General features: G+C 72.8%; 18 protein-coding genes. 9 read left to right on the top strand and 9 right to left on the bottom strand.

Annotated features, from left to right (window positions below; genetic code table 11):
• Positions 1-20: 20 nt before the first annotated feature.
• The 3 genes from R2B67_RS35395 (at position 21) to R2B67_RS35385 (ending at position 2,926) form a co-directional block, all read left to right on the top strand.
• The gene (locus R2B67_RS35395) at positions 21-683 is read left to right on the top strand and encodes a response regulator transcription factor (RefSeq protein WP_317824673.1); all 663 of its coding nucleotides are present in this window, start codon (positions 21-23) and stop codon (positions 681-683) included.
• Positions 680-2,005, top strand: a complete 1,326-nt coding sequence (locus tag R2B67_RS35390) for a sensor histidine kinase (protein WP_317824672.1) — start codon at positions 680-682, stop codon at positions 2,003-2,005. The genes R2B67_RS35395 and R2B67_RS35390 overlap by 4 nt, the downstream gene beginning before the upstream one ends.
• A gap of 72 nt (positions 2,006-2,077) precedes the next feature.
• Positions 2,078-2,926 carry an endo alpha-1,4 polygalactosaminidase gene (locus R2B67_RS35385; RefSeq protein WP_317824671.1) on the top strand — a complete coding sequence of 283 codons (849 nt, stop codon included), beginning with the start codon at positions 2,078-2,080 and terminating at the stop codon, positions 2,924-2,926.
• Positions 2,927-2,959: 33 nt separating this feature from the next.
• Here R2B67_RS35385 and R2B67_RS35380 read toward each other — a convergent pair whose 3' ends face one another.
• Both R2B67_RS35380 and R2B67_RS35375 read right to left on the bottom strand, forming a co-directional pair.
• On the bottom strand, positions 2,960-3,763 hold the full coding sequence (locus R2B67_RS35380) for a VOC family protein (RefSeq protein WP_237324296.1): 804 nt from the start codon (positions 3,761-3,763) through the stop codon (positions 2,960-2,962).
• Between the two features lie 96 nt (positions 3,764-3,859).
• Positions 3,860-4,507: a lysophospholipid acyltransferase family protein gene (locus R2B67_RS35375; protein WP_317824670.1), complete on the bottom strand. Its 648-nt coding sequence runs from the start codon at positions 4,505-4,507 to the stop codon at positions 3,860-3,862.
• A gap of 245 nt (positions 4,508-4,752) precedes the next feature.
• On the opposite strand from R2B67_RS35375, the gene R2B67_RS35370 reads away from it, so the two are divergent.
• The gene (locus R2B67_RS35370; protein WP_317824669.1) at positions 4,753-5,721 is read left to right on the top strand and encodes an aminoglycoside phosphotransferase family protein; all 969 of its coding nucleotides are present in this window, start codon (positions 4,753-4,755) and stop codon (positions 5,719-5,721) included.
• Positions 5,722-5,804: 83 nt separating this feature from the next.
• Here the strand turns inward: R2B67_RS35370 and R2B67_RS35365 are convergent, their stop codons facing one another.
• The 6 genes from R2B67_RS35365 to R2B67_RS35340 all read right to left on the bottom strand — a co-directional run bounded on the left by R2B67_RS35365 (position 5,805) and on the right by R2B67_RS35340 (position 12,677).
• Positions 5,805-7,406, bottom strand: a complete 1,602-nt coding sequence (locus tag R2B67_RS35365; protein ID WP_317824668.1) for a glycoside hydrolase family 13 protein — start codon at positions 7,404-7,406, stop codon at positions 5,805-5,807.
• Between the two features lie 193 nt (positions 7,407-7,599).
• Positions 7,600-8,553: a carbohydrate ABC transporter permease gene (locus R2B67_RS35360; RefSeq protein WP_317824667.1), complete on the bottom strand. Its 954-nt coding sequence runs from the start codon at positions 8,551-8,553 to the stop codon at positions 7,600-7,602.
• 18 nt (positions 8,554-8,571) lie between these two features.
• The gene (locus tag R2B67_RS35355) at positions 8,572-9,540 is read right to left on the bottom strand and encodes a carbohydrate ABC transporter permease (RefSeq protein WP_317824666.1); all 969 of its coding nucleotides are present in this window, start codon (positions 9,538-9,540) and stop codon (positions 8,572-8,574) included.
• A gap of 3 nt (positions 9,541-9,543) precedes the next feature.
• Entirely contained in the window at positions 9,544-10,896 is a 1,353-nt protein-coding gene (locus tag R2B67_RS35350) for an ABC transporter substrate-binding protein (protein ID WP_018515144.1), read from the bottom strand.
• A gap of 646 nt (positions 10,897-11,542) precedes the next feature.
• The gene (locus R2B67_RS35345) at positions 11,543-11,704 is read right to left on the bottom strand and encodes a hypothetical protein (RefSeq protein ID WP_018515143.1); all 162 of its coding nucleotides are present in this window, start codon (positions 11,702-11,704) and stop codon (positions 11,543-11,545) included.
• A 268-nt stretch (positions 11,705-11,972) separates the two neighbouring features.
• A complete protein-coding gene (locus tag R2B67_RS35340) occupies positions 11,973-12,677 on the bottom strand; it encodes an alpha/beta fold hydrolase (RefSeq protein WP_317824665.1) in 705 nt (234 codons plus the stop codon).
• Positions 12,678-12,808: 131 nt separating this feature from the next.
• Here R2B67_RS35340 and R2B67_RS35335 point away from each other — a divergent pair, with 131 nt between their 5' ends.
• The 4 genes from R2B67_RS35335 (at position 12,809) to R2B67_RS35320 (ending at position 17,738) form a co-directional block, all read left to right on the top strand.
• Positions 12,809-13,783 carry an LLM class flavin-dependent oxidoreductase gene (locus tag R2B67_RS35335; protein ID WP_317824664.1) on the top strand — a complete coding sequence of 325 codons (975 nt, stop codon included), beginning with the start codon at positions 12,809-12,811 and terminating at the stop codon, positions 13,781-13,783.
• 150 nt (positions 13,784-13,933) lie between these two features.
• Complete coding sequence (locus tag R2B67_RS35330; protein ID WP_317824663.1) at positions 13,934-15,967, top strand: ATP-binding protein; 2,034 nt, start codon at positions 13,934-13,936, stop codon at positions 15,965-15,967.
• A 64-nt stretch (positions 15,968-16,031) separates the two neighbouring features.
• Complete coding sequence (locus R2B67_RS35325) at positions 16,032-16,211, top strand: hypothetical protein (protein WP_381075265.1); 180 nt, start codon at positions 16,032-16,034, stop codon at positions 16,209-16,211.
• A 297-nt stretch (positions 16,212-16,508) separates the two neighbouring features.
• Entirely contained in the window at positions 16,509-17,738 is a 1,230-nt protein-coding gene (locus R2B67_RS35320) for a serine hydrolase domain-containing protein (protein ID WP_317824662.1), read from the top strand.
• A 66-nt stretch (positions 17,739-17,804) separates the two neighbouring features.
• Here R2B67_RS35320 and R2B67_RS35315 read toward each other — a convergent pair whose 3' ends face one another.
• A complete protein-coding gene (locus R2B67_RS35315; protein ID WP_026242040.1) occupies positions 17,805-18,629 on the bottom strand; it encodes a PepSY domain-containing protein in 825 nt (274 codons plus the stop codon).
• Positions 18,630-18,815: 186 nt separating this feature from the next.
• On the opposite strand from R2B67_RS35315, the gene R2B67_RS35310 reads away from it, so the two are divergent.
• Complete coding sequence (locus R2B67_RS35310) at positions 18,816-19,064, top strand: DUF6296 family protein (RefSeq protein ID WP_018515136.1); 249 nt, start codon at positions 18,816-18,818, stop codon at positions 19,062-19,064.
• Positions 19,065-19,179 lie beyond the last annotated feature (115 nt).

The raw sequence follows: 19,179 nt of genomic DNA, 5'->3' as shown, positions 1-19,179 counted from the left end.
AGAGACCCGGAGGCGTCTCCTTGCGCGTGCTGCTGGTGGAGGACGACGACGACCTGCGGGCGGTGCTCGCGGCGGGGCTGCGCGATGCGGGCTTCGCCGTCGACGGTGCGGACGACTGGCCGGAGGCGGACGTGATGCTGCACGTGACCGCGTACGACTGTGTGGTCCTGGACCGGATGCTGCCCTCCGGCGACTCCCTCGCACGGCTGGAGAGCCGGCGCCGGGCGGGCTGGTCGGTGCCCGTGCTCTGCCTCACCGCTCTGGACGGCCTGGACGACCGGGTGCGCGGGCTGGAGAGCGGGGCGGACGACTACCTGGCCAAACCGTTCGCGATGCGCGAGCTCGTCCTGCGGGTACGCAGCCTGACCCGGCGGGCGGCCGAGCGGCTGCCCGCCTTCCTGAGCTGCGCGGACGTGGTGATGGACCTGGCGCGGCGGGAGGTGCGGCGGGGCGGGGTGCTGCTCTCGCTGAGCCCGAAGGAGTACGCCGTGCTCCAGCAGCTCCTGGTGCACCGGGACAGCGTCGTCACGCGTACGGCGCTGCTGGAGCACTGCTGGGACGAGATGGCCGACCCGGTCTCCAACGTGGTGGACGCCGTCATCGCGGGCCTGCGGCGCAAGCTCGGCACCCCGTCGCTCGTGCACACCGTGCGCGGCCAGGGGTTCCTGCTGGGCACGGCATGACCCGGACGGCGGGCGCCGGGTCCGCGCGGCGCGGCTCCCCGGCCCGGAGAGGGCTGCGCCGACTCCAGCTGCGGCTGACCGCCGCGTACACGCTGATCACCCTCGTCGGGCTGAGCTGCCTGTCCTGGCTGGTGATCCGCACCGACGACCGGTCCCGGGAGGCCGCCGAGTACGACGAGATGCGCCGCCGGGCCTCCGTCGCCGCCTCGCTCGTCTACTACGAGGACGACCGCATCCGCCTCGACGGCCTGGCCGACGACGAGGCGACCGCGGGCACGCCGCAGATCGTGGTGCTGGAGGAGCGGCCGGGCAAGGGCCCGGCCGTGGTGTTCCGGGGCAGCGTCCAGCAGTTCGACGTACCGGCCGCGGCGCTCGCCCGGGCGGCGGGTTCGGCGATGCGCACCGAGGAGACGGTGCGGGAGGAGGCTCGCGACCGTACGGGCGGTCCCGTGCGGCTGCTGGCCGTGCCCTTCTGGCACGACGCGACCGACGAGGTGGCGGGCGCGGCCGTCGCGGTCGGGGACCCGGCGTACGGGTCGGCCGAGCACCGCAGCCTGGTCCTCTCCCTCGTCGTCGGGTGCGCCGCCCTCACCGCACTGGCCGCGCTCACCGGCCATGTGCTCTCCGGGCGGTCCATGCGGCCCGCCTGGCAGGCGCTGGAGCAGCAGGAGCGGCTGCTCGCCGACGCGGCGCACGAGCTGCGGACCCCGGTGGCGGTGATGCGCGGCTCGGTGGAGATGGCCGAGCGCGGTTCGGGCGAGCCGGCGGCCCATCTGCCGAGGATCCGGCGGGCGGCGGACCGGATGGGCCATGTGGTGGAGAACCTGCTGACCCGGGGGCGGTTGGAGGCCGCCGTGGAGTCGGTACGGGCCGAGCCGCTGCGGCTGGACCAGCTCGTGGAGGAGGTGTGCGCCGATCTTCCGGAGGGCGGGCACCGGCTGGAGCTGCGGCTGGAGGAGTCGGTGGTCGACGCGGACGCGGCGCTGGTGCGGGTGGCCGTACGCAATCTGCTCGACAACGCCGTACGCCACGGCCGTACGCCCGGGGAGCCGGGTGGGGCCGAGCTGCTCGTGACCGTACGCGGACCGGAGGTCTCGGTCGCCGACCGGGGTCCGGGGGTGGAGCCCGGGCGGCTGCCGGAGCTGATGGAGCGCTTCCGCTCGCCGGGCGGCGGTACGGGCATCGGCCTCTCGCTGGTGCGGCGGGTGGCCCTCGCCCACCGGGGCGGGCTGACCGTGCGGGCCCGGACCGGCGGCGGTGCGGTGTTCGTGCTGCGGCTGGCGCCGGTCCGGTCGCGGCGGAGACGGAAGGGCGACAGGTGACGCTCACGATTCGCTCATGATCGGCCGTCCATGATGCGGGGGCAGGTACGCAGACCACGCACAGGAGCCCCCATGCCCCAGCACGCCGCCACCCCCTTCCTCCGTCGCCGCTCCACCCTCGCGGCCCTGGCCGGCGGGGTCGCCCTGACAGCCGGGGCGGGGTTCCTGCTCTCCAGCGCGTTCGCGGCCAAGCCCGCGCCGAAGGTTGTCCTCCCCAAGGCCAACGCCACGTTCGACTACCAGATCGGCGGGGCCTACACCCCGCCCGCCGGGGTCAAGGCGCTCTCGCGCGACCGGGGCGCCAAGCCCGTACGCGGTCTGTACAACGTCTGTTACGTCAACGCCTTTCAGACCCAGCCGGACGCGATGGACTGGTGGCAGAAGAAGAACCCGGACCTGCTGCTGCGCGACGGCAGCGGCAGGCCGGTCAACGACGAGGCCTGGGGTGAGGCGCTGCTCGACACCTCGACCTCCGCCAAGCGGACCCGGCTCGCGAAGATCGTCGGCGGCTGGATCGACGGCTGCGCGAAGGCCGGTTTCCAGGCGGTGGAGCCGGACAACCTCGATTCGTACGAGCGCTCCGGTGGCCGGCTCACCAAGGCGCACAACGCCGCGTTCGCCAAGCTGCTGGCCACCCGGGCGCACGCGGCGGGGCTGGCGATCGGCCAGAAGAACACCACCGACCTGCTGGGGCAGCGCAAGAGCATCGGCTTCGACTTCGCGGTCGCGGAGGAGTGCGGCCGCTACGACGAGTGCGCCGATTACGCCACCGCGTACGGCAACAGGGTCTTCGTCATCGAATACACCGCCCGCGACTTCTCCAAGGCGTGTTCCGCCGCGGGCGCGAAGCTCTCCGTGGTCCAGCGCGACCTCGACGTCCGGCCGGCGGGGCGGAAGGGGTACGTCTTCCGGACCTGCTGATACGGACCGGGCCGGTGACTCGACCGGGGCCGGTCACTCGGGGGTTGCGGGTGACCGGCGGGAGGTGAGCGTGAAGAAGGCGCCGTGGGGGTCGCCGATCATCGACTCGGGGCCGTCGTCCGGGGAGACGGTCGGCGGGGAGACCTCACCGCCCGCCTTCCGCGCGGCCTCGGTGGCCGCCGTCAGGTCGTCGACCCGGAAGCGGACGTGCCACTGCGGGCGCAGCCGGGGGTCGGGGGACGCCCCGTCGCCGCCGCCGCGCAGGGTGGCCACGGTGTGGCCGCCCTGGCGGACGACCACGGTGTCCTGCTGGTAGACGTAGCCGACCTCGCAGCCGCCGGGGTCGTGGGGGTCCCAGCCGAAGACCTCGGAGTAGAAGATCGCGGCGTCGAAGGCGTGGCTGGTGCGCAGTTCGAGCGAGGCGGGTGCGCTGCCCCGGCCGATGGACCAGGGCGGGGTCCGGCCCTCCCAGAAGCCGAACCCGGCCCCTTCGCGGTCTGCGGCCACGGCTCCTCTGCCGGGGCCGAGCCGGAGCGGGCCGACGGCGATGGTGCCGCCGCGTTCCCGTACGCGGGCGGCGGTGGCGTCCACGTCGGCGACGGCGAAGTACGGGGTCCAGGTGGTGGCGGTGGGCAGGCCGGGGCCGATCCGGCCGATCCCGGCGACGGGCAGGCCGTCGGCGTGCGCGACGGTGAACCCCTCGCCCAGGGTGCCGGAGCGGAAGTCCCAGCCGAAGACGGCCGTGTAGAAATCCTGGGCGGCGCGCAGGTCCCGGGTCATGAGACTGACCCAGCAGGGAACGCCGTGCACAGGTGTGGTCCGCTCTGCCTCCGTCATCGCCGATCCGTCTCCTCGCCGGAACACCATGCCCTACATACCTACGCCGCCCGGGTCACCGGCGCCACCCGGGCGTCGCCTGCCCACGCGGGATGGTCAGACACTCCCCAGGTGCCGGGCGGCCGTGCGCCAGGCGGTGGTGACGGCCTCGCGGGCGGTGGCGGTCGCGGCTTCGACGCCCGGGGGCAGGTGCAGCGGCGAACCCAGGTGGACGTGGAGGCGGGGGCGGCGAGCGGGGGCGGTGAGGAACCCGGCGATCTGCTTGGCGACCGAGCCGGAGGTCACCCGGCGGGCGCCGGCCTGCCCGAGGGGGACGACGGGCGCGCCGGACGCGTGGGCCAGGCGGGCGAGGCCGCTGCGGAAGCTCTCCGGCGGCGCCTCGGCCGCGTCCCGGCGCGGCGGAATCCGGCCCTCCCCGTAGATGAGGACGTGGCGGCCCGACCTGAGCGCGGCGGCGGCTGTGTCGAGGGCGTCGGCCGCCCGGTGGGTGCCCCGGTGTACGGGGACGTGGCCGCCGCGTTCCAGGAGCCGGCCGAGGACCGGGATGCGCCAGAGGCCGGCGGTGGCCAGGACGACCGGTTCGACGTCGAGGCGCAGCAGTGCGGCGAGGACGACGCCGGGGTCGGCGAGGGAGGTGTGGTTGGCGACGATGATGGAGCCCGGGGCCGGGGCGCTGCCGTGGTCGGAGGTGACCGTGAGGCGGCCGAGGCACGGGACGACGGCGGCTGCGACGTTGCTGAGCACGGTTCTCCTGGGGTCCTGGTGGGAGGGGTGACCTGGGCTTCGCGGTCGTGTTCATCGTCGTGGCGGCGTGGGCCTCGGACCTGAGTGCGGATACTCAACCGGGGGTGGGTGAGGTGCTCGGCCTTTCTGCCCTGCCCCGGCGGAAAGCGGTGCGCGGGGCGTGCGGCTCAGGCGGCAGACTGCGGGGGTCGCCCGACGCTGCCTCCCGACGCGATCAGGGGGCGTTCTCCGAGGAGTTGCCCCGTATGAGCCCCGGCCCTTCCATCCCCTCCATCCCCTCCGGCCCCTCCCCCTCCCCCGCCTTCGACGTCCCCGGCGCCCTGGTCGCGTCGTACGGTGCGCCCGGCGATGCCCGGGGGCGGGCGTGGCTGGCCGCGCTGCCCCGGCTGGCGGCGGAGTTCCTGGGCTGCTGGGAGCTCCGTCGGGACGGGCCGGTCGCCCACGGCATGGCCGGGCTGGTGCTGCCGGTGGTCCGCGCGGACGGTACCCGCGCCGTGCTCAAGCTCCAGCCGCCCGGTGAGGAGAACGCGGGGGTGGCCGCCGGGCTCCGGGCCTGGGACGGCGACGGGGTGGTGCGGCTGATCGAGGTCGACCCGGTGGCGGGCGCCCAGTTGCTGGAGCGGCTGGACGCGGCGCGCCCCCTGTCGGCGGAGCCGGACGACGCGGTGGTGATGGGGGTGCTGGCCGGGCTCATGGCGCGGCTGTCGGCGGTGCCCGCGCCGCCGGGGATGCGCCGGCTCGGCGATATCGCCGCCGCGATGGTGGCGCGGGCGCCCGAGGCGCTGGTGCTGCTGCGTGATCCGGCGGAACGGGAGCTCGTACGCACGTGTGCGGCCGCCGTGGCCGAACTGGCCGGTGAGGCGGGTGACCGGCTGCTCCACTGGGATCTGCACGACGGCAACGTGCTGGCCGGTGAGCGTGAGCCGTGGCTCGCGATCGACCCCGAGCCGCTGGCCGGGGACCCGGGGTTCGAGCTGTGGCCCGCCCTGGACATCCGCTGGGAGAGGGTGGTGGAGGGCGGGGTGACGGGCCCGGTGCTGCACCGGTTCGACCAGCTCACCGAGGCGCTCGCGCTGGACCGGCGGCGGGCCACCGGCTGGACGCTCGGCCGGGTGCTGCAGAACGCGCTCTGGGACATCGAGGACGGCAAAACCGCGCTGGAACCCTCGCAGGTCTCCCTCGCCGTGACCCTGCTGGAGCACCGGTCCGGATGATCCGGCGCCGGGGCGGTCGTGGCGGCCTGAAGAACGCCCCCGGACAGCGCGGCGGCGTCCGGGGGCGGATTCCTCGTACGAGCTCAGACCGCCAGCCACACCGCCGTGTCCTTCGGCAGCCGGCCGTCCTCGTCCAGGGGGTTGCTGGACAGCAGTACGCCGGTGTGCGCCGGGAGTTCGGCGGGGGTCTCGGCCAGGTTGACCACGCAGACCAGGGTGGCGCCGCGCGCGAAGACGAGGACGTCCCGCTCCTCGCTCAGCCAGCGCAGCTGCCCGGTGTGCAGCTCGGGCAGGGAACGGCGCTGCCGCAGGGCCTCGCGGTACAGCGACAGCATGGAGCCGGGGTCGGTGGCCTGGAGATCGGCGGCGCGGGATGACCAGTCCGCCGGGAGCGGCAGCCAGGGTTCCACCGTGGAGCCGAAGCCCGCGTACGGTTCGTCCGCCGCCCAGGGCAGCGGGGTGCGGCAGCCGTCGCGGCCGGGGGCGCGGCCCTGGGAGCGGAAGTACATCGGGTCCTGGATGCGGTCCAGCGGTACGTCGGCCTCCGGCAGGCCCAGCTCCTCGCCCTGGTAGAGGTAGACGGAGCCGGGCAGGGCGAGGGAGAGCAGGGCGGCGGCGCGGGCGCGGCGGGTGCCGAGTTCCGGGTCGCTGGGGACTCCGAACGCCTTGGCGGTGAAGGCGAAGCTGGTGTCCTCACGGCCGTAGCGGGTGACGGTCCGGGTGATGTCGTGGTTGCAGAGGACCCAGGTGGCGGGGGCGCCGACCGGGGCGTGTTCGGCGAGGGTCTCGTCGATGGACCGGCGCAGCCGCTCGCCGTCCCAGGGGCAGCTGAGGAAGCTGAAGTTGAAGGCGGTGTGCAGTTCGTCGGGGCGCAGGTAGCGGGCGAAGCGCTCGGAGTCGGGGAGCCAGACCTCGCCGACGAAGATGCCGTCGAACTCGTCGGCGATGGCCCGCCAGCTGCGGTAGATGTCGTGCAGCTCGTCCCGGTCGACGTACGGGTGCGGTCCCGGGTGTCCGGCGAGGTCGGGGAGGGCGGGGTCCTTGGCGACGAGGGCGGCGGAGTCGATGCGGACCCCGGCGACGCCCCGCTCGAACCAGAAGCGCAGGACGTCCTCGTGCTCCTGGCGTACGGCCGGGTGGGCCCAGTTGAGGTCGGGCTGTTCGGTGGCGAAGAGGTGCAGGTACCACTCGCCGTCCTCGGTGCGGGTCCAGGGCACTCCCCCGAACTCGCTCTCCCAGTCGTTGGGCGGGAGTTCGCCGTCCTCGCCGCGGCCGGGGCGGAAGTGGAAGAGTTCGCGCTCCGGGCTGCCGGGGCCCGCGGCGAGCGCCGCCCGGAACCAGACGTGCTGGTCGGAGACGTGGTTGGGGACGACGTCGATGATGGTGCGGATGCCCGTCTGTCGGGCTTCGGCGATGAGCTTCTCGGCCTCGGCGAGCGTGCCGAAGGCCGGGTCGATCACCCGGTAGTCGGCGACGTCGTAGCCGCCGTCCGCCATCGGGGAGAGGTACCAGGGGGTGAACCACAGTGCGTCGACCCCGAGTTCGGCCAGGTAGGGCAGCCGGGACCGCACGCCCGTCAGATCGCCGGTGCCGTCGCCGTCGCCGTCGGCGAAGCTGCGCACGTAGACCTGGTAAATGACGGCCGAGCGCCACCAGTCGTCGGCGGCAAGCTGGCTGCCTTCCATAAGGCGGGTTCCTTTCGGACGGGCGCGGTCGCCGGCGGGGTGTGCCGGTCGCGCAACAGGGAGGAGCTGGGGGTTCTGGCGCCGCCGCCCCGGAGCGGGGCGGGAAGGCCGGGGGCGGCGGCGGGTCCGGGGTGGGCGGTACGGTCGGCCTCAGGTCCCGCCCGGTGGTGACCGCCCGGTGCTGACGGGCCGGTCAGCCCTTGGTGCTGCCCGCGCTGATTCCGGCGATGATGTGCCGCTGGAAGACCAGGAACATCAGGACCATCGGGATGCTCGCGATGACCATGGCGCCGATCAGCACGGTCAGGGGCACGTTCTGGGAGAGCTGGACCAGGGCGACGCTGATCGGCTGTTTCTCGGTGTCGGAGAAGACCATCAGGGGCCAGAGGAAGTCCTGCCAGACGGCGACGAGCGCGAAGATCGAGACGACGCCGAGCACCGGGCGGGACAGGGGCAGCACGATGGACCAGAGCGTACGGAGCTTGCCCGCGCCGTCGATCTCGGCGGCCTCCAGGACATCGCGCGGGATCTGGTCGAAGAACCGTTTGAGCAGATAGAGGTTGAAGGCGTTGGCGACGGCCGGCAGCCAGATGGCCAGCGGGTCGTTCAGCAGGTTGACGTGGATCAGCGGCATGTCCGCGATGGTCAGGTACTTCGGTACGACGAGGGCCTGGACCGGGACCATCAGGGTGGCGAGGATGCCGCCGAGGATCACCTTGCCGAAGGCGGGCTTCAGCTTGGACAGGGCGTAGGCGGCGGCCGTGCAGAAGACGATCTGGAGCACCCAGGCGCCGGTCGCCTGGACCACCGTGTTCCACAGGTGGGTCGGCAGCCGCATCAGGTCCCAGGCGTCGGTGTAGCCGGTCACCTGCCACTGCTCGGGGACGAGGGTGGGCGGGGTGCGCACCACTTCCTCGGGCGGTTTCATCGCGCCCGTGACCATCCAGTAGACGGGGAAGAGGAACGCGAAGGCGAAGAGGACGACGACGAGGGCGAACACCGACCAGTACGTGACCTTGCCGCGCCGCCCGGCGAGCGCGAGCGGGGAGACGATGGTGCGTACGGAGCGCTCGGCGGGTGCGTCCGCCGGCCGGCCGGCGAGGGTGGCGACGGGCTGCTGTACCGGGGGCGGAGCTGTCTGGGTCATGGTGGGCGGCCGCTCCTCTCAGTCGGTGCGGGTGAGTCGCAGATACAGGGCGGAGAAGGCGGTGAGCACCAGCAGGAGCATCACGCTGAGGGCGGACGCGCCGCCGAAGTCGTTGTAGAGGAAGGCGTACTTGTAGATCAGGTAGAGCACGGTGACGGTGGAGTTCTCCGGCCCGCCTCCGGTGATCACGAAGGGTTCGGTGAACACCTGCATCGTCGCGATGACCTGGAGCAGCATCAGCATCAGGATGATGAAGCGGGTCTGCGGGATGGTGACGTGCCGGATGCGCTGCCAGAGGGAGGCGCCGTCCAGTTCGGCCGCCTCGTACAGCTCGCCGGGGATGCCCTGGAGTGCGGCGAGGTAGATGAGGACGGTGCCGCCCATGTTGGCCCAGGTGGCGACGATGACGAGGGAGACCAGTGCGGTGTCGGCGCCGTTGGTCCAGTTCGAGGTGGGCAGGTGGAGGTAGCCGAGCACCTCGTTGGCGAGGCCGGCGCCCGGATCGTAGAACCACTTCCACAGCAGGGCGCTGACCACGGGCGGGATCATCACCGGCAGGTAGACGACGACCCGGAAGAACGCCTTGGCGTGGCGGAGTTCGTTGAGGACGAGGGCCATGACGAACGGGATGGCGAAGCCGATGACCAGGGCGAGCACGGTGAAGGTGAGCGTGTTGCGCCAGGCCGCCGTGAACTCCGGGTCCTGGAAGACCCGGGTGAAGTTGGCGGTGCCCACCCACTGGGGGGCGGAGCCGGGCGTGTACTTCTGGAACGCGATGATCACCGACCGGATGGCCGGATACCAGGAGAAGAGGATGAAGCAGAGGAGACCGCCGGTCAGGAACGCGTAGGCGGTGGCCTGGTCGGCGATCTTCCGGCGGAGCGGGCCCAGCGGCCCGCGGCCCGCCGGGCGGGCGCCCCCCGAGGGGGGCGCCGTGCCGGCGGGCCGCGTCACCGCGGGTGGTGCGGGCTGGGACGTGGTCTTCATGGATCAGCCCCGGGTCAGGATTCCGTCGATCTTGGACTGGGCGTCCTTGAGGAGCTGGTCGATGTCGGCGTCCTTCTTGGTGAGCACCGCGGAGACGGCGCCGTCGAGGACGGCGTAGATCTGCTGGCCGTGCTTGGGCTCCAGCTTCATGTCGAGCTGCTGGCCGCCGTCGATGAACGCCTGGTAGTTCTCCACCGGGACGTTGGCGGAGGCCTTCTTCAGCTCCTGGTCCTTGGCGTCGGTGGCGCCGGTGAAGAGGCGCGGCTCGGGCAGGCCGACCGGTGACTTGTCCTCGGCGGCGCGGGCGTAGTTGTTCATGTAGCCCTGGCCGGGGGTGAGGAAGGTCCACTCCAGCCACTTGAGGCCGGCCTTGATCTGCTCGGGGGTGGCCTTCTTGTTGAACATGTAGCCGTCGCCGCCCATGAGGGTGCCCTTGCCGCCGGGCATCGGGGCGAAGGCGAGGTCCTCGTACTTCCCGCCGGCCTCCTTGACGATGCGCGGCACGTTGTCGGGGGCGGCGAGGTACATGCCGAGCTTGCCGGAGCCCATCATCTGGAGGGTGTCGTTGATGATGAGGAGCTGCTTGGCGCCCATGGAGTTGTCGCGCCAGCGCATGTCCTTGAGGTTCTGCAGGACGGCCTTGCCCTCGGGGGTGTCGACGGTGGCCTTCTTGCCGTCCTCGCTGACGACGGAGCCGCCCTGGGAGTAGATGTGGGCGGTGAAGTGCCAGCCGCCCTGGTTCTGGGCGCTGTACTCGGCGAAGCCGACGGTGCCGTTGCCCAGGCCCGCGATCTTCTTGGCGGCGGCCTGGACCTCGGGCCAGGTGGCCGGGGGCTTCTCCGGGTCGAGGCCCGCCTTGGTGAAGAGCGCCTTGCTGTAGAGCAGGCCCATGGAGTAGTTGGTGCGCGGGACGCCGTAGATCTTCCCGTCGACCGTGTAGGCGTCGCGCAGGGGCTGGGCTATGTCCTTGTACGCCTTGAGGTCCTTGACGTACTCGGTGATGTCCGCGGCCTGGTTGATGGAGACGACGCGCTCGGTGTCGGTGAAGTACGTGTAGAACACGTCCTCCATCTGACCGCCGGCCAGCTTCGCGTCGAACGTCTTGGGGTCCTGGCACGGGAAGGCGTCGTGCGCGGTGATGTCGATGTCCGGGTTCTGCTTCTCGAACGTCTTGACGTCCTCGTCGAACCGCTGGTGGTCGATCTTCGCACTCGGCTGGGGCCAGCAGTTGACCGTGATGCGCGTCTTGCCGTCCGCGGCGCTCTCGCCCTCGGAGTTGCAGGCGGCCAGGCCGGTGACGGCCAGTGCGGTGGCGACGGCGGCGGTGCAGGTACGACGAAGAACAGAACTTCTCATCGGTGGACCCCTTAAGGGCAGGAGTGCGGGAAGCCCACAGCCCCGAGCTGTGCGGCGGACCACACTCAACCACCGCCGACGAATGTCCGCAAGATGTCACGTTGATTTCGTAAATCATTGACAGCCTTGGCCCGTCGCATGCGACAAGCATCCGCAGAAGTACGGACGGAAGGCTGTACACGGAGGGGTGGATCCGGCTATTACGGGCAGGTCGCCTGCGCAACGTCCGCAAGCGGCGGCAGCGGGGACGGGCTGCGGGCCGGCTCGGGGAGCGCGGGCGGAATGCGGATGCGGGGAGGCGACGAAGGCCGGACGCGGCGGCGATGGCACGGTCGCCCGCCGTCCGTCACGGACAGTCTGGGAGCGCTCTCCGCACGGACGTGCGGGCCGCTCACCGGGGGCGGGGGCGAATCTCTCACGCCCGACCGCCGGGTGGCCGCGGCGACACCGGCACCCCTTCGGGCACTCGGCCGGACCGCGGCCCCACCCACTCTCGCCGACGACGCTTCTTCAGTAAGCCGTCGCCTCGGATACGCAAGAATATGGCAATAGTTGCACGACGTTTATCGTCTCGTGATGGACATGCCCATCCCTGGGCGGCTTGCCCTGGCGCCGTGGCGCCCTGCGCCCCGGCGTCCTAGCCGTCCTAGCGGTAGGCGGCGGACGACCGTACGGCGCCGAAGTCGATCGCGCGGTCCGCGTCGCGCAGGACCTCCTCGGCCACGCGCCGTACCTCGGCGAGCACGTCTCCCTGCTCCTCCACGAGGCCGGCGTAGATCGGTGCTTCGGTGCTGTCTGCGGAACTCATGCGGATTTCCCCGTCTGGTCTGGTGCGGAAAGCCCCGCCGGTCGGCGGAGCGGGGGCGAGTGTACGTGGTGGGCGGCGGGCGCCGCGATTCCCGGTCCGGGGACCGAGACGTCCCCGGACCTGCCGGAACGGCTCCCGGGCAGGGGCCGGTGCCCCTCGGTCCACTCGTTCACCCAGCCGCAGCCCGAGCAGGCGTACCGGCCGTCGAGCCCGGCGATCTGGGTGCCGCACCGGGCGCATCCGATGTACGTGATCTCCGGGTGTTCCGTCATCGCGCGGTTCCGGCGGCGTCCAGGAGGACGCGGGCGAGCTCGTCCGGCCGGGAGAACATCGGCCAGTGGCCGGTCTCCATGGTGACCAGCTCCCACCGCTCGCCCTTCAGGAGCGCGGCCACGTCGGGGCCCGGCTCGGGGCCGTCGAGCAGGCACTTGACGTACGTCGCGGAAAGCTCGCCGAGGGAGCCCCGCAGGACGGCGGGCTCGGTGAGGGTGGCGCCCGGGTGGGGTGTGGCTCCCGCCACGATCCGGGCGGTCTCCTCGTCGCCGAGCTCCTGGCCCGCGCAGTCGTCGGCCGTCAGCACGGGCCAGAAGCCGTCGTTCGCGGCGATCGCCGCCTCGACCTGCGCCCGGCCCTCCGGCCAGCCCGACACGAAGGACTCGCCGTCGGCCGGGACACTGGAGTCGACGAAGACCGCACGGGCCAGCCGGTCACCGATCCGTTCCGCCGCCTGTCCGACCGGAATGCCCGCGTAGCTGTGGCCGACCAGGACGACGTCCCGCAGGTCCAGGCGCTCGACATGACTCACGATGTCGTCGACATGGGTCTGCTGTCCTGCCTGCGCGCCTCGCCGGTCGGCGAGGCCCGACAGGGTCAGCGGATGGGCCGTGTGCCCGGCCGCGCGGAGGCCGGGCAGCACATCGCTCCACGCCCACGAGCCGAGCCAGGCACCTGCCACGAGTACGAAGTTCGTCATGGCAGCAACGTAACGCAGGGGTCTGACAGTGCCCTTCGGCTCCTGGCCCTTCGACTCCTGGGGGGCCGCGTTCGCCAGGTTCTCCGTACACCGATCCCTGTACCGATACCGAGAGCCCGAGGAGAACAGTTGTGCCTTCCGCCACCCCCGCCCCCTCCCCCGCCGTGGGCGTCCTGCTGCCGCGCGATCTGTCCACGGATCTGATCCTGCCGTTCGCCCGCCGGGCCGAGGAGCTGGGGTTCGGTTCGGTGTGGGTGGTGGAGGATCTCGGCTTCCGCGGCGGGATCGCCCAGGCGGCCGCCGTACTGGCCTCCACGTCCCGGATCAGGCTGGGCATCGGGCTGCTGCCCGCCGGTGCCCGCAACGTGGCGTTCGCGGCGATGGAGATCGCCTCCCTGGCCCAGCTCTTCCCCGGCCGGACCGACATCGGCGTGGGACACGGCATGCCCGGCTGGATGCGGAGCGTCGGCCAGTGGCCGGGGAGCCCGCTCACCTTCCTCCACGAGTACATCGACGCCCTGCGCGCACTGCTGCGCGGCGAGGCTCCGGAGGTCCGCGGGCGGTACGTGCACCTCGACGGCGTCCGGCTGGAGCGCGACGCGCTGCCCGACGTGGTGCCCGACATCCTGGCGGGCGTCCGGGGCCCCAAGTCCCTCGCCGTCTCCGGTGAGGTGGCCGACGGGACGATCCTCGCCGAGCCCGTCGCCCCCGAGTACGTACGGGCCGCCCTCGGGCAGATCGCCGCCACCCGGCCGCACCGGCTGGTCGCGTACAACATCGGCTCCGTCGGCGCCGATCCCGCGGCGGCCCTGGCGGCGGCGCGCCCCGGGCTGGAGTGGATCGGCGAGCCGGAGTGGCACGCCCACATCGCGCCGCTCCCGTTCGCCGCGGAGCTGGCGGAGCTGCGGGCGGCGTGCGCGACCCGGGAGGAGTTCGTCCGCCGCCTGCCCGATACCTGGGTCGCGCGGCTCGCGGTGACGGGAACGCCGGAGACGGCCCGCGCCCGCCTCGGCGAGCTCGGGGCTGCGGGCGTCACCGACGCCGTCCTCGCCCCGGTCGGACCGGACCCGCTCGGGGCTTTGGAGTCGCTGGCCGGCGTGGTCTGACGGCTCGGGCCCCGCCCTCCGGACGGCCGCGGATCCCGCCTTCCGTATGTGTCAACTTCTGATCGGACAGGGGGCATTGTCAGCCGTTCTTGACTGCTTTTCGCTATGAACGGAGGCCGCGGGGCTCGGCGAGGCAGGATGGCAGGCGTGATGGGCAACCTCCCTGTCGTGACGACCAGCTTCGTCGGCCGCGACAGCGAACTGGACAGCATCGACCGGGCACTTCGTGATCACCGGCTGGTCACTCTCAGCGGGAGCGGCGGGGTCGGCAAGAGCCGGCTGGCCCTGCAGACCGCCGGGCAGGTCCGGGACCGGTACGCGGACGGCGTGTGGTGGGCCGACCTCTCCCATCTGGACGACGACCAGCTGCTCAGCACGACGGTGTGCGACGGCGTCGGGCTGCTGGACCACAGTTCCCGCCGACCGGTGGCCGCACTCTGCGAATGGCTCTCCGACCGGCATCTGCTGCTCGTCCTCGACTGCTGCGAGCGGGTCGTCGACTCCTGCCGGCAGCTCGTCACCGAACTGCTCGCCGCCGCCCCGGGGCTGACCGTCCTGGCCACCAGCCGGCAGCCGCTCGGCGCGGAGGGCGAGCACGCCCTGGAGGTTCACCCGCTCTCCGCGGGCGAGGACGGCGACGAGGCCGTCCGGCTCTTCCACGACCGGGCCGCCACCGTCGTCCCCGGGCTGGTGCTCGACTCTCCCGGAGACACGGCCGCCGTGGCGGAGATCTGCCGCCGCCTCGAAGGAATACCGCTCGCCGTCGAGCTGGCCTGCGCCCAGCTCCGCGAGAGCAGCGCGCAGGAGATCACCGGGCGGCTGGCCTCCCGGCTGGACGCGCTCAGCGACGACACGCTCTGGCCCCGCCGCCACCGCGCCCTGCGTACCACCATCGGCTGGAGCCACGAGCTCTGCGCCCCGCTGGAGCGCCTGCTCTGGGCGCGGCTCTCGGTCTTCCGGGGCGTCATCATGGCGGCCGACGCCGAGGCGGTGTGCGCGGGCGGGCCCCTCGGCGCCGAGGCGATCGGCCCCGCGCTGGAGAGCCTCGCCGAGCAGTCCGTGCTCCGGCGGACCGGTGACGGCTACCGGATGCTGGACACACTGCGCGAGTACGGGGCGATGTGGCTGGCCGAACTGGGCGAGGACGCACTCCTGGCGGACCGGCACGCCCGGCACTTCGCGCAGACGGCCGTGCAGGCGCACGCCGGCTGGCTGGGCCCCCAGCAGGTCGAGTGGTACCGCAGGGTCGCCTCCACGCACGCGGATCTCTGCGCGGCCCTGGAGCATCTGCTGTCCGAGGACCCCGAGCGGGCGATGGAGATGGCCGGGTGCGCCGGCCTGTTCTGGAGCTGCTGCGGCCACCTCCACCAGGCCCGGACCTATCTGGAGCGGGTGCTGGCCCTGCCCCTCTCGGCCGGTCCGCACCGCACCCGCGCGCTCTGGGCCCTCGGCATCACGCTGACCCTTCAGGGGGACCATGAGGCGGCCCGCCGCGTGGGTACGGAGTGCGAGGAGGCGGCCCGTCTCGGGCAGGACGCCGAAGGGGCGCTCTCGGCGGCCCACTCCATGAGCTTCACCTATCTGATGATGGGCCGCCCGCAGACCGCGCACCTGGTCAGCGACCATGCCCTGCGCCTCCACCCCGGGGACCCCGCCGACGCCCCCTCCCAGATGCGCTGCCGGGTGATACGCCTCTTCGCGCTGTCCGCGCTGGGCCGCCTGGACGAGGCGTACGAGGAGGCGACCCGGCTCCAGCGGATAAGCCTGCGCTTCGGCGAGCACTGGGCGCGGGCCTACGCCGACCACCAGCTCGCCCTCATCCACCTTCTCCAGGGCCGCCCCCGCCACGCGGAGAGCCACGCCCGCGCGATGCTGGCGAGCAAGCACGAGCTCCACGACAGCCTCGGCATCGCCCTGGGCCTCGACCTGCTCGCCGGAGCCATCGCCGCCCAGGGGGACGGGGTGGCGGCGGCCCGTACCTCCGGCACCGGACACACGTACTGGCGGATCATCGGCCACCCGCACCGCGGCACCCCCGAGCTCGGGGCGATCCGGGAGCAGTGGGAGCTCCGGGCCCGGCAGGCGGCCGGGAACACGGCGTACGAACGGGCCTACCGCCGGGCCTCGGCCGACGACGCCGAGCGCGGCCTCGCCCACGCCCTGGAGCGGGAGCTCCCCTCGTGACCGGGCCCGTCCGCCGTAACGGCTCCGGGAGTCGGCCCGCCGACGCGGCTCCCTGACCTGCGGGGTGGCGGTCGCGGAGTACGGGCTCACCGCGCTGCGGGCGGAGACGACGCTCGACAACGCGGGCTCCCGCGCGGTACTGGCCCGTACGGGGTTCGAACCGGTGGAGGACGTCATGTTCGGTGCCCGGCCGGGGCGACGGTACGTCCTCGATCTGCGCGGGGACGCTTCCCCGGCCCGGTGAGCGGCACTTCCTGAGAGGCGCCGGGGGGTAAGGCGAGACGGCCGGATGGTCCACTCCGGGGGCGGGCCCCGCCCGGCCGCCCGATGCTGGGCTCGCGGCAGCCGCCGGCCAGGGGCTGTCGTGGAGTCAGGCCCAGGACGCCCAGGGGTCGTCGGGGAAGCAGGCCCAGGACACCCCGGGGTCGTCGAGGCATCAGGCCCGGGACGCCCAGGGATGTCCGGCCCGATCCGCCCCGCCCCTCCCCCCTCCTCCTGAGGCCCGGCCCGCCCGTTCCGACCCACCTTCAGGAGGTAGCCCGTGCCCACTCGTCCCCTTCTGCGCGCCCCTTCCCGGCCGTTGCGGCGAAGAGCCGTCGTGGCCGTGCTGGCCGCCGCCTCGCTCGCCGGGCTGATGACCGGCCCGGCCCGGGCGGGCGGTGACGGGGGCGACGGCCCGCACGGACCGCACCGTCCGGCCGACCGCGAGCTGCAGCGCAGGCTCCAGGCGCTCGTCGACACCCCGGGCGGACCGCCCGGGGCCATCGCCGTACTGACGGCGGGCGGCCGCAGCGAGGTGTACCGGGCCGGTACGTCGGAGGTGGGCACCGGCCGCCCGCCGCAGCCCTCCGACCACATGCGGATCGCCAGTGTGGCGAAGGCCTTCAGCGGCGCGGTCGCGCTGCACCTGGCCGACCGGGGGCGCCTCTCGCTGGACGACACCCTCGGCCGGTGGCTGCCCCGCCTGCCCGCCGCCTGGCACCGGGTCACCGTCGCCCAGCTCCTGAACCACACCAGTGGGCTGCCGGACTACACCGAGTCCCCCACGTTCATCGCCGAGTTCGCGGCCGATCCGCGCCGCCACTTCGACTCGCGCAAGCTGCTGCGGTACGTCGCCGGGGAACCGCTGCGGTTCCGGCCGGGCTCGGCGTACCGCTACTCCAACTCCGACAACATCGCCGTGGCCCTGATCGCCGAGGCCGCGACGGGCACCCGCTACGAGCAGCTGCTGGCCGAGATCGTCTACCGGCCGCTGGGGCTGCGCGCCACCTCGCTCCCCCAGGGGTACCGGCTGCCGAAGCCGTACCTGCACGGCTATGACGTGGACCCGCCCAACCCGCCGGAGGACCTCTCCACGGCGATCAGCGCCTCCGGGGTATGGGCGTCCGGCGGCATCGTCTCCACGCCCGAGAACCTCGGCACCTTCATCCGCGCCTGGGCCGGCGGCCGGGACCTGAGCCCGAAGATCCGCCGTAAGCAGCTCACGTTCGTCGCGGGCGCTTCCGAACCGGCGGGCCCCGGGCGCAACGAGGCCGGGCTCGCCCTCTTCGCGTACCGGACGAAGTGCGGGACCGTGTACGGCCACACCGGCAACTTCCCCGGCTATACCCAGCTGGCGGCGGCCACCAAGGACGGCAAGCGGTCGCTGACCGTCTCGCTCACCTCGCAGGTCAACAGCGTGACGAACCCGCGGCTGCTGGCCACCCTCCGCACCCTCCAGGAGGACTTCGTCTGCCGGCTGCTGGAGCGGCGCACGCCGCACAGGGCATAGGAGAAGGGGTACGCCGGGTGTCCGGCGTACCCCTTCCTCACGTATCGGTGACCCGTCCGGGGACGGTCAGTCGTTGTCGGTCTCCTCGCGGACGATGGTGTCGTTCTTGGCGTCCACGTCGAACGTGGTCTTCTTCCAGTCGGAGCCGACCACGTCGACCGACCAGACGACGCTGTTGCCGTCGTTGCCGTCGGCCTCGTCCAGGCTGACGGAGGTGACGGTGCCCTTCTTCTTCTCTGTGGCGACCTTGGCCGCCTGCTCGGGCGTCTGCGTGGCCTGGGCGAGCCGGTCGGCCGTCTGCTTCTTGTCCTCGGCGTCCTGGTCCGCGTCGACGCGGGCCTCGATCACCTTGCCGTCGACCGCGTTGATCCGCACGGTGTGGACCGTGCCGTCCTTCTCGGCGACCTCCGCGACCCAGACGGGGCCGTCGGCACCCGGGCTCGCGCTCGGCGAACCGGTCGCGGTGGGGCTGCCGGTCGGGCTCGGGCTACCGGTGGGGCTGGGGCTGCCGGTCGGACTGCCGGTCGGGCTGGGGCTCTCGTCGCGGTCGTCGTCGTCCACACCTTCCAGGTCCAGGTCGACGAGCTTGCCGCCCGCCACTTCACCGACCGCGGTCGTCGCCGCGTCGTCGAAGGTGACCTTGGTGGCGTCCAGCACGCTCTTGCGTTCCTGCTGGTCCTCGGTGAGGTCGGCGGTGGCCGACGGGGACGCGGTCGTCCTCTGCGGGAGGACCTTCGCGGCTTCGGTGGCCGCGGACGTCGCACTGTCCGAGCTCTGACCGCATGACGTCAGCAGAAGAGCGGCGGCCGCCAGGCAGGCGGCGGCACCGGTCGCCCTGAGGTTGCGGGAGCGTAGGGAAAGACGGTTGTTTCGTCGGGGCTCAAGTCTCATGTACGCATGCCTAGCCCTCCCCGCGATCAGTCATGTTGCCCTACCGGCCGGGTCACCCGATCGACCGGACACCTCCGCCCGTTGGCCGTCGCGAGGCCGCGCACCGCTCCCCGGGCGGGGCGCACCCGGGTGCGAAACAATGGGGAGTGGGGCCGGCTGTCGTCATGGCCCCGCCGGGAGGCCGTCATGGAGCACACGGAGCGTTACGAACTCATCTTCCAGATGTCCGGCGCCGAGGACGACGTGGTCGCCGTCCGGCTGACCGACCGGACCGGAGCGGGCGGATCTCCCGTGTACGAGGACGAGACCGGGATCGTCCGCGCCGAGATCAGCGACCGGGGCGAGGTGCGGATGCTCGCCAGCGGAGGACACCAGGTCCCCGGCACCCCCCTGCTCGCGCGGCCACTCGCCGAAGGGGTTCCCGGGAGGCGCTGAGCGGACGGATCACGGATCACAGGCGGGGCGTACCGGCGAAACGGTACGCCCCGCCGAACGGTGCGCCCGTCGGTGCCCACCTCGCACCCGCCCACGCCCACCCATGCCCACTTCT

It is taken from the genome of Streptomyces cyaneofuscatus, from assembly GCF_033109485.1.
In the GTDB taxonomy this organism is placed as follows: domain Bacteria; phylum Actinomycetota; class Actinomycetes; order Streptomycetales; family Streptomycetaceae; genus Streptomyces; species Streptomyces cyaneofuscatus.
The sequence above is the reverse complement of the archived record's forward strand: the minus strand, read 5'-3'. Positions and strand labels throughout refer to the sequence as shown.

What these genes read in the sequence shown, in the direction of transcription:
- R2B67_RS35390 (WP_317824672.1), top strand. Translation starts at nt 680, where the DNA reads ATGACCCGGACGGCGGGCGCCGGGTCCGCGCGGCGCGGCTCCCCGGCC.
- R2B67_RS35385 (WP_317824671.1), top strand. Translation starts at nt 2,078, where the DNA reads ATGCCCCAGCACGCCGCCACCCCCTTCCTCCGTCGCCGCTCCACCCTC.
- R2B67_RS35380 (WP_237324296.1), bottom strand. Translation starts at nt 3,763, where the DNA reads ATGACGGAGGCAGAGCGGACCACACCTGTGCACGGCGTTCCCTGCTGG.
- R2B67_RS35370 (WP_317824669.1), top strand. Translation starts at nt 4,753, where the DNA reads ATGAGCCCCGGCCCTTCCATCCCCTCCATCCCCTCCGGCCCCTCCCCC.
- R2B67_RS35365 (WP_317824668.1), bottom strand. Translation starts at nt 7,406, where the DNA reads ATGGAAGGCAGCCAGCTTGCCGCCGACGACTGGTGGCGCTCGGCCGTC.
- R2B67_RS35360 (WP_317824667.1), bottom strand. Translation starts at nt 8,553, where the DNA reads ATGACCCAGACAGCTCCGCCCCCGGTACAGCAGCCCGTCGCCACCCTC.
- R2B67_RS35355 (WP_317824666.1), bottom strand. Translation starts at nt 9,540, where the DNA reads ATGAAGACCACGTCCCAGCCCGCACCACCCGCGGTGACGCGGCCCGCC.
- R2B67_RS35350 (WP_018515144.1), bottom strand. Translation starts at nt 10,896, where the DNA reads ATGAGAAGTTCTGTTCTTCGTCGTACCTGCACCGCCGCCGTCGCCACC.
- R2B67_RS35345 (WP_018515143.1), bottom strand. Translation starts at nt 11,704, where the DNA reads ATGAGTTCCGCAGACAGCACCGAAGCACCGATCTACGCCGGCCTCGTG.
- R2B67_RS35340 (WP_317824665.1), bottom strand. Translation starts at nt 12,677, where the DNA reads ATGACGAACTTCGTACTCGTGGCAGGTGCCTGGCTCGGCTCGTGGGCG.
- R2B67_RS35330 (WP_317824663.1), top strand. Translation starts at nt 13,934, where the DNA reads ATGGGCAACCTCCCTGTCGTGACGACCAGCTTCGTCGGCCGCGACAGC.
- R2B67_RS35315 (WP_026242040.1), bottom strand. Translation starts at nt 18,629, where the DNA reads ATGAGACTTGAGCCCCGACGAAACAACCGTCTTTCCCTACGCTCCCGC.
- R2B67_RS35310 (WP_018515136.1), top strand. Translation starts at nt 18,816, where the DNA reads ATGGAGCACACGGAGCGTTACGAACTCATCTTCCAGATGTCCGGCGCC.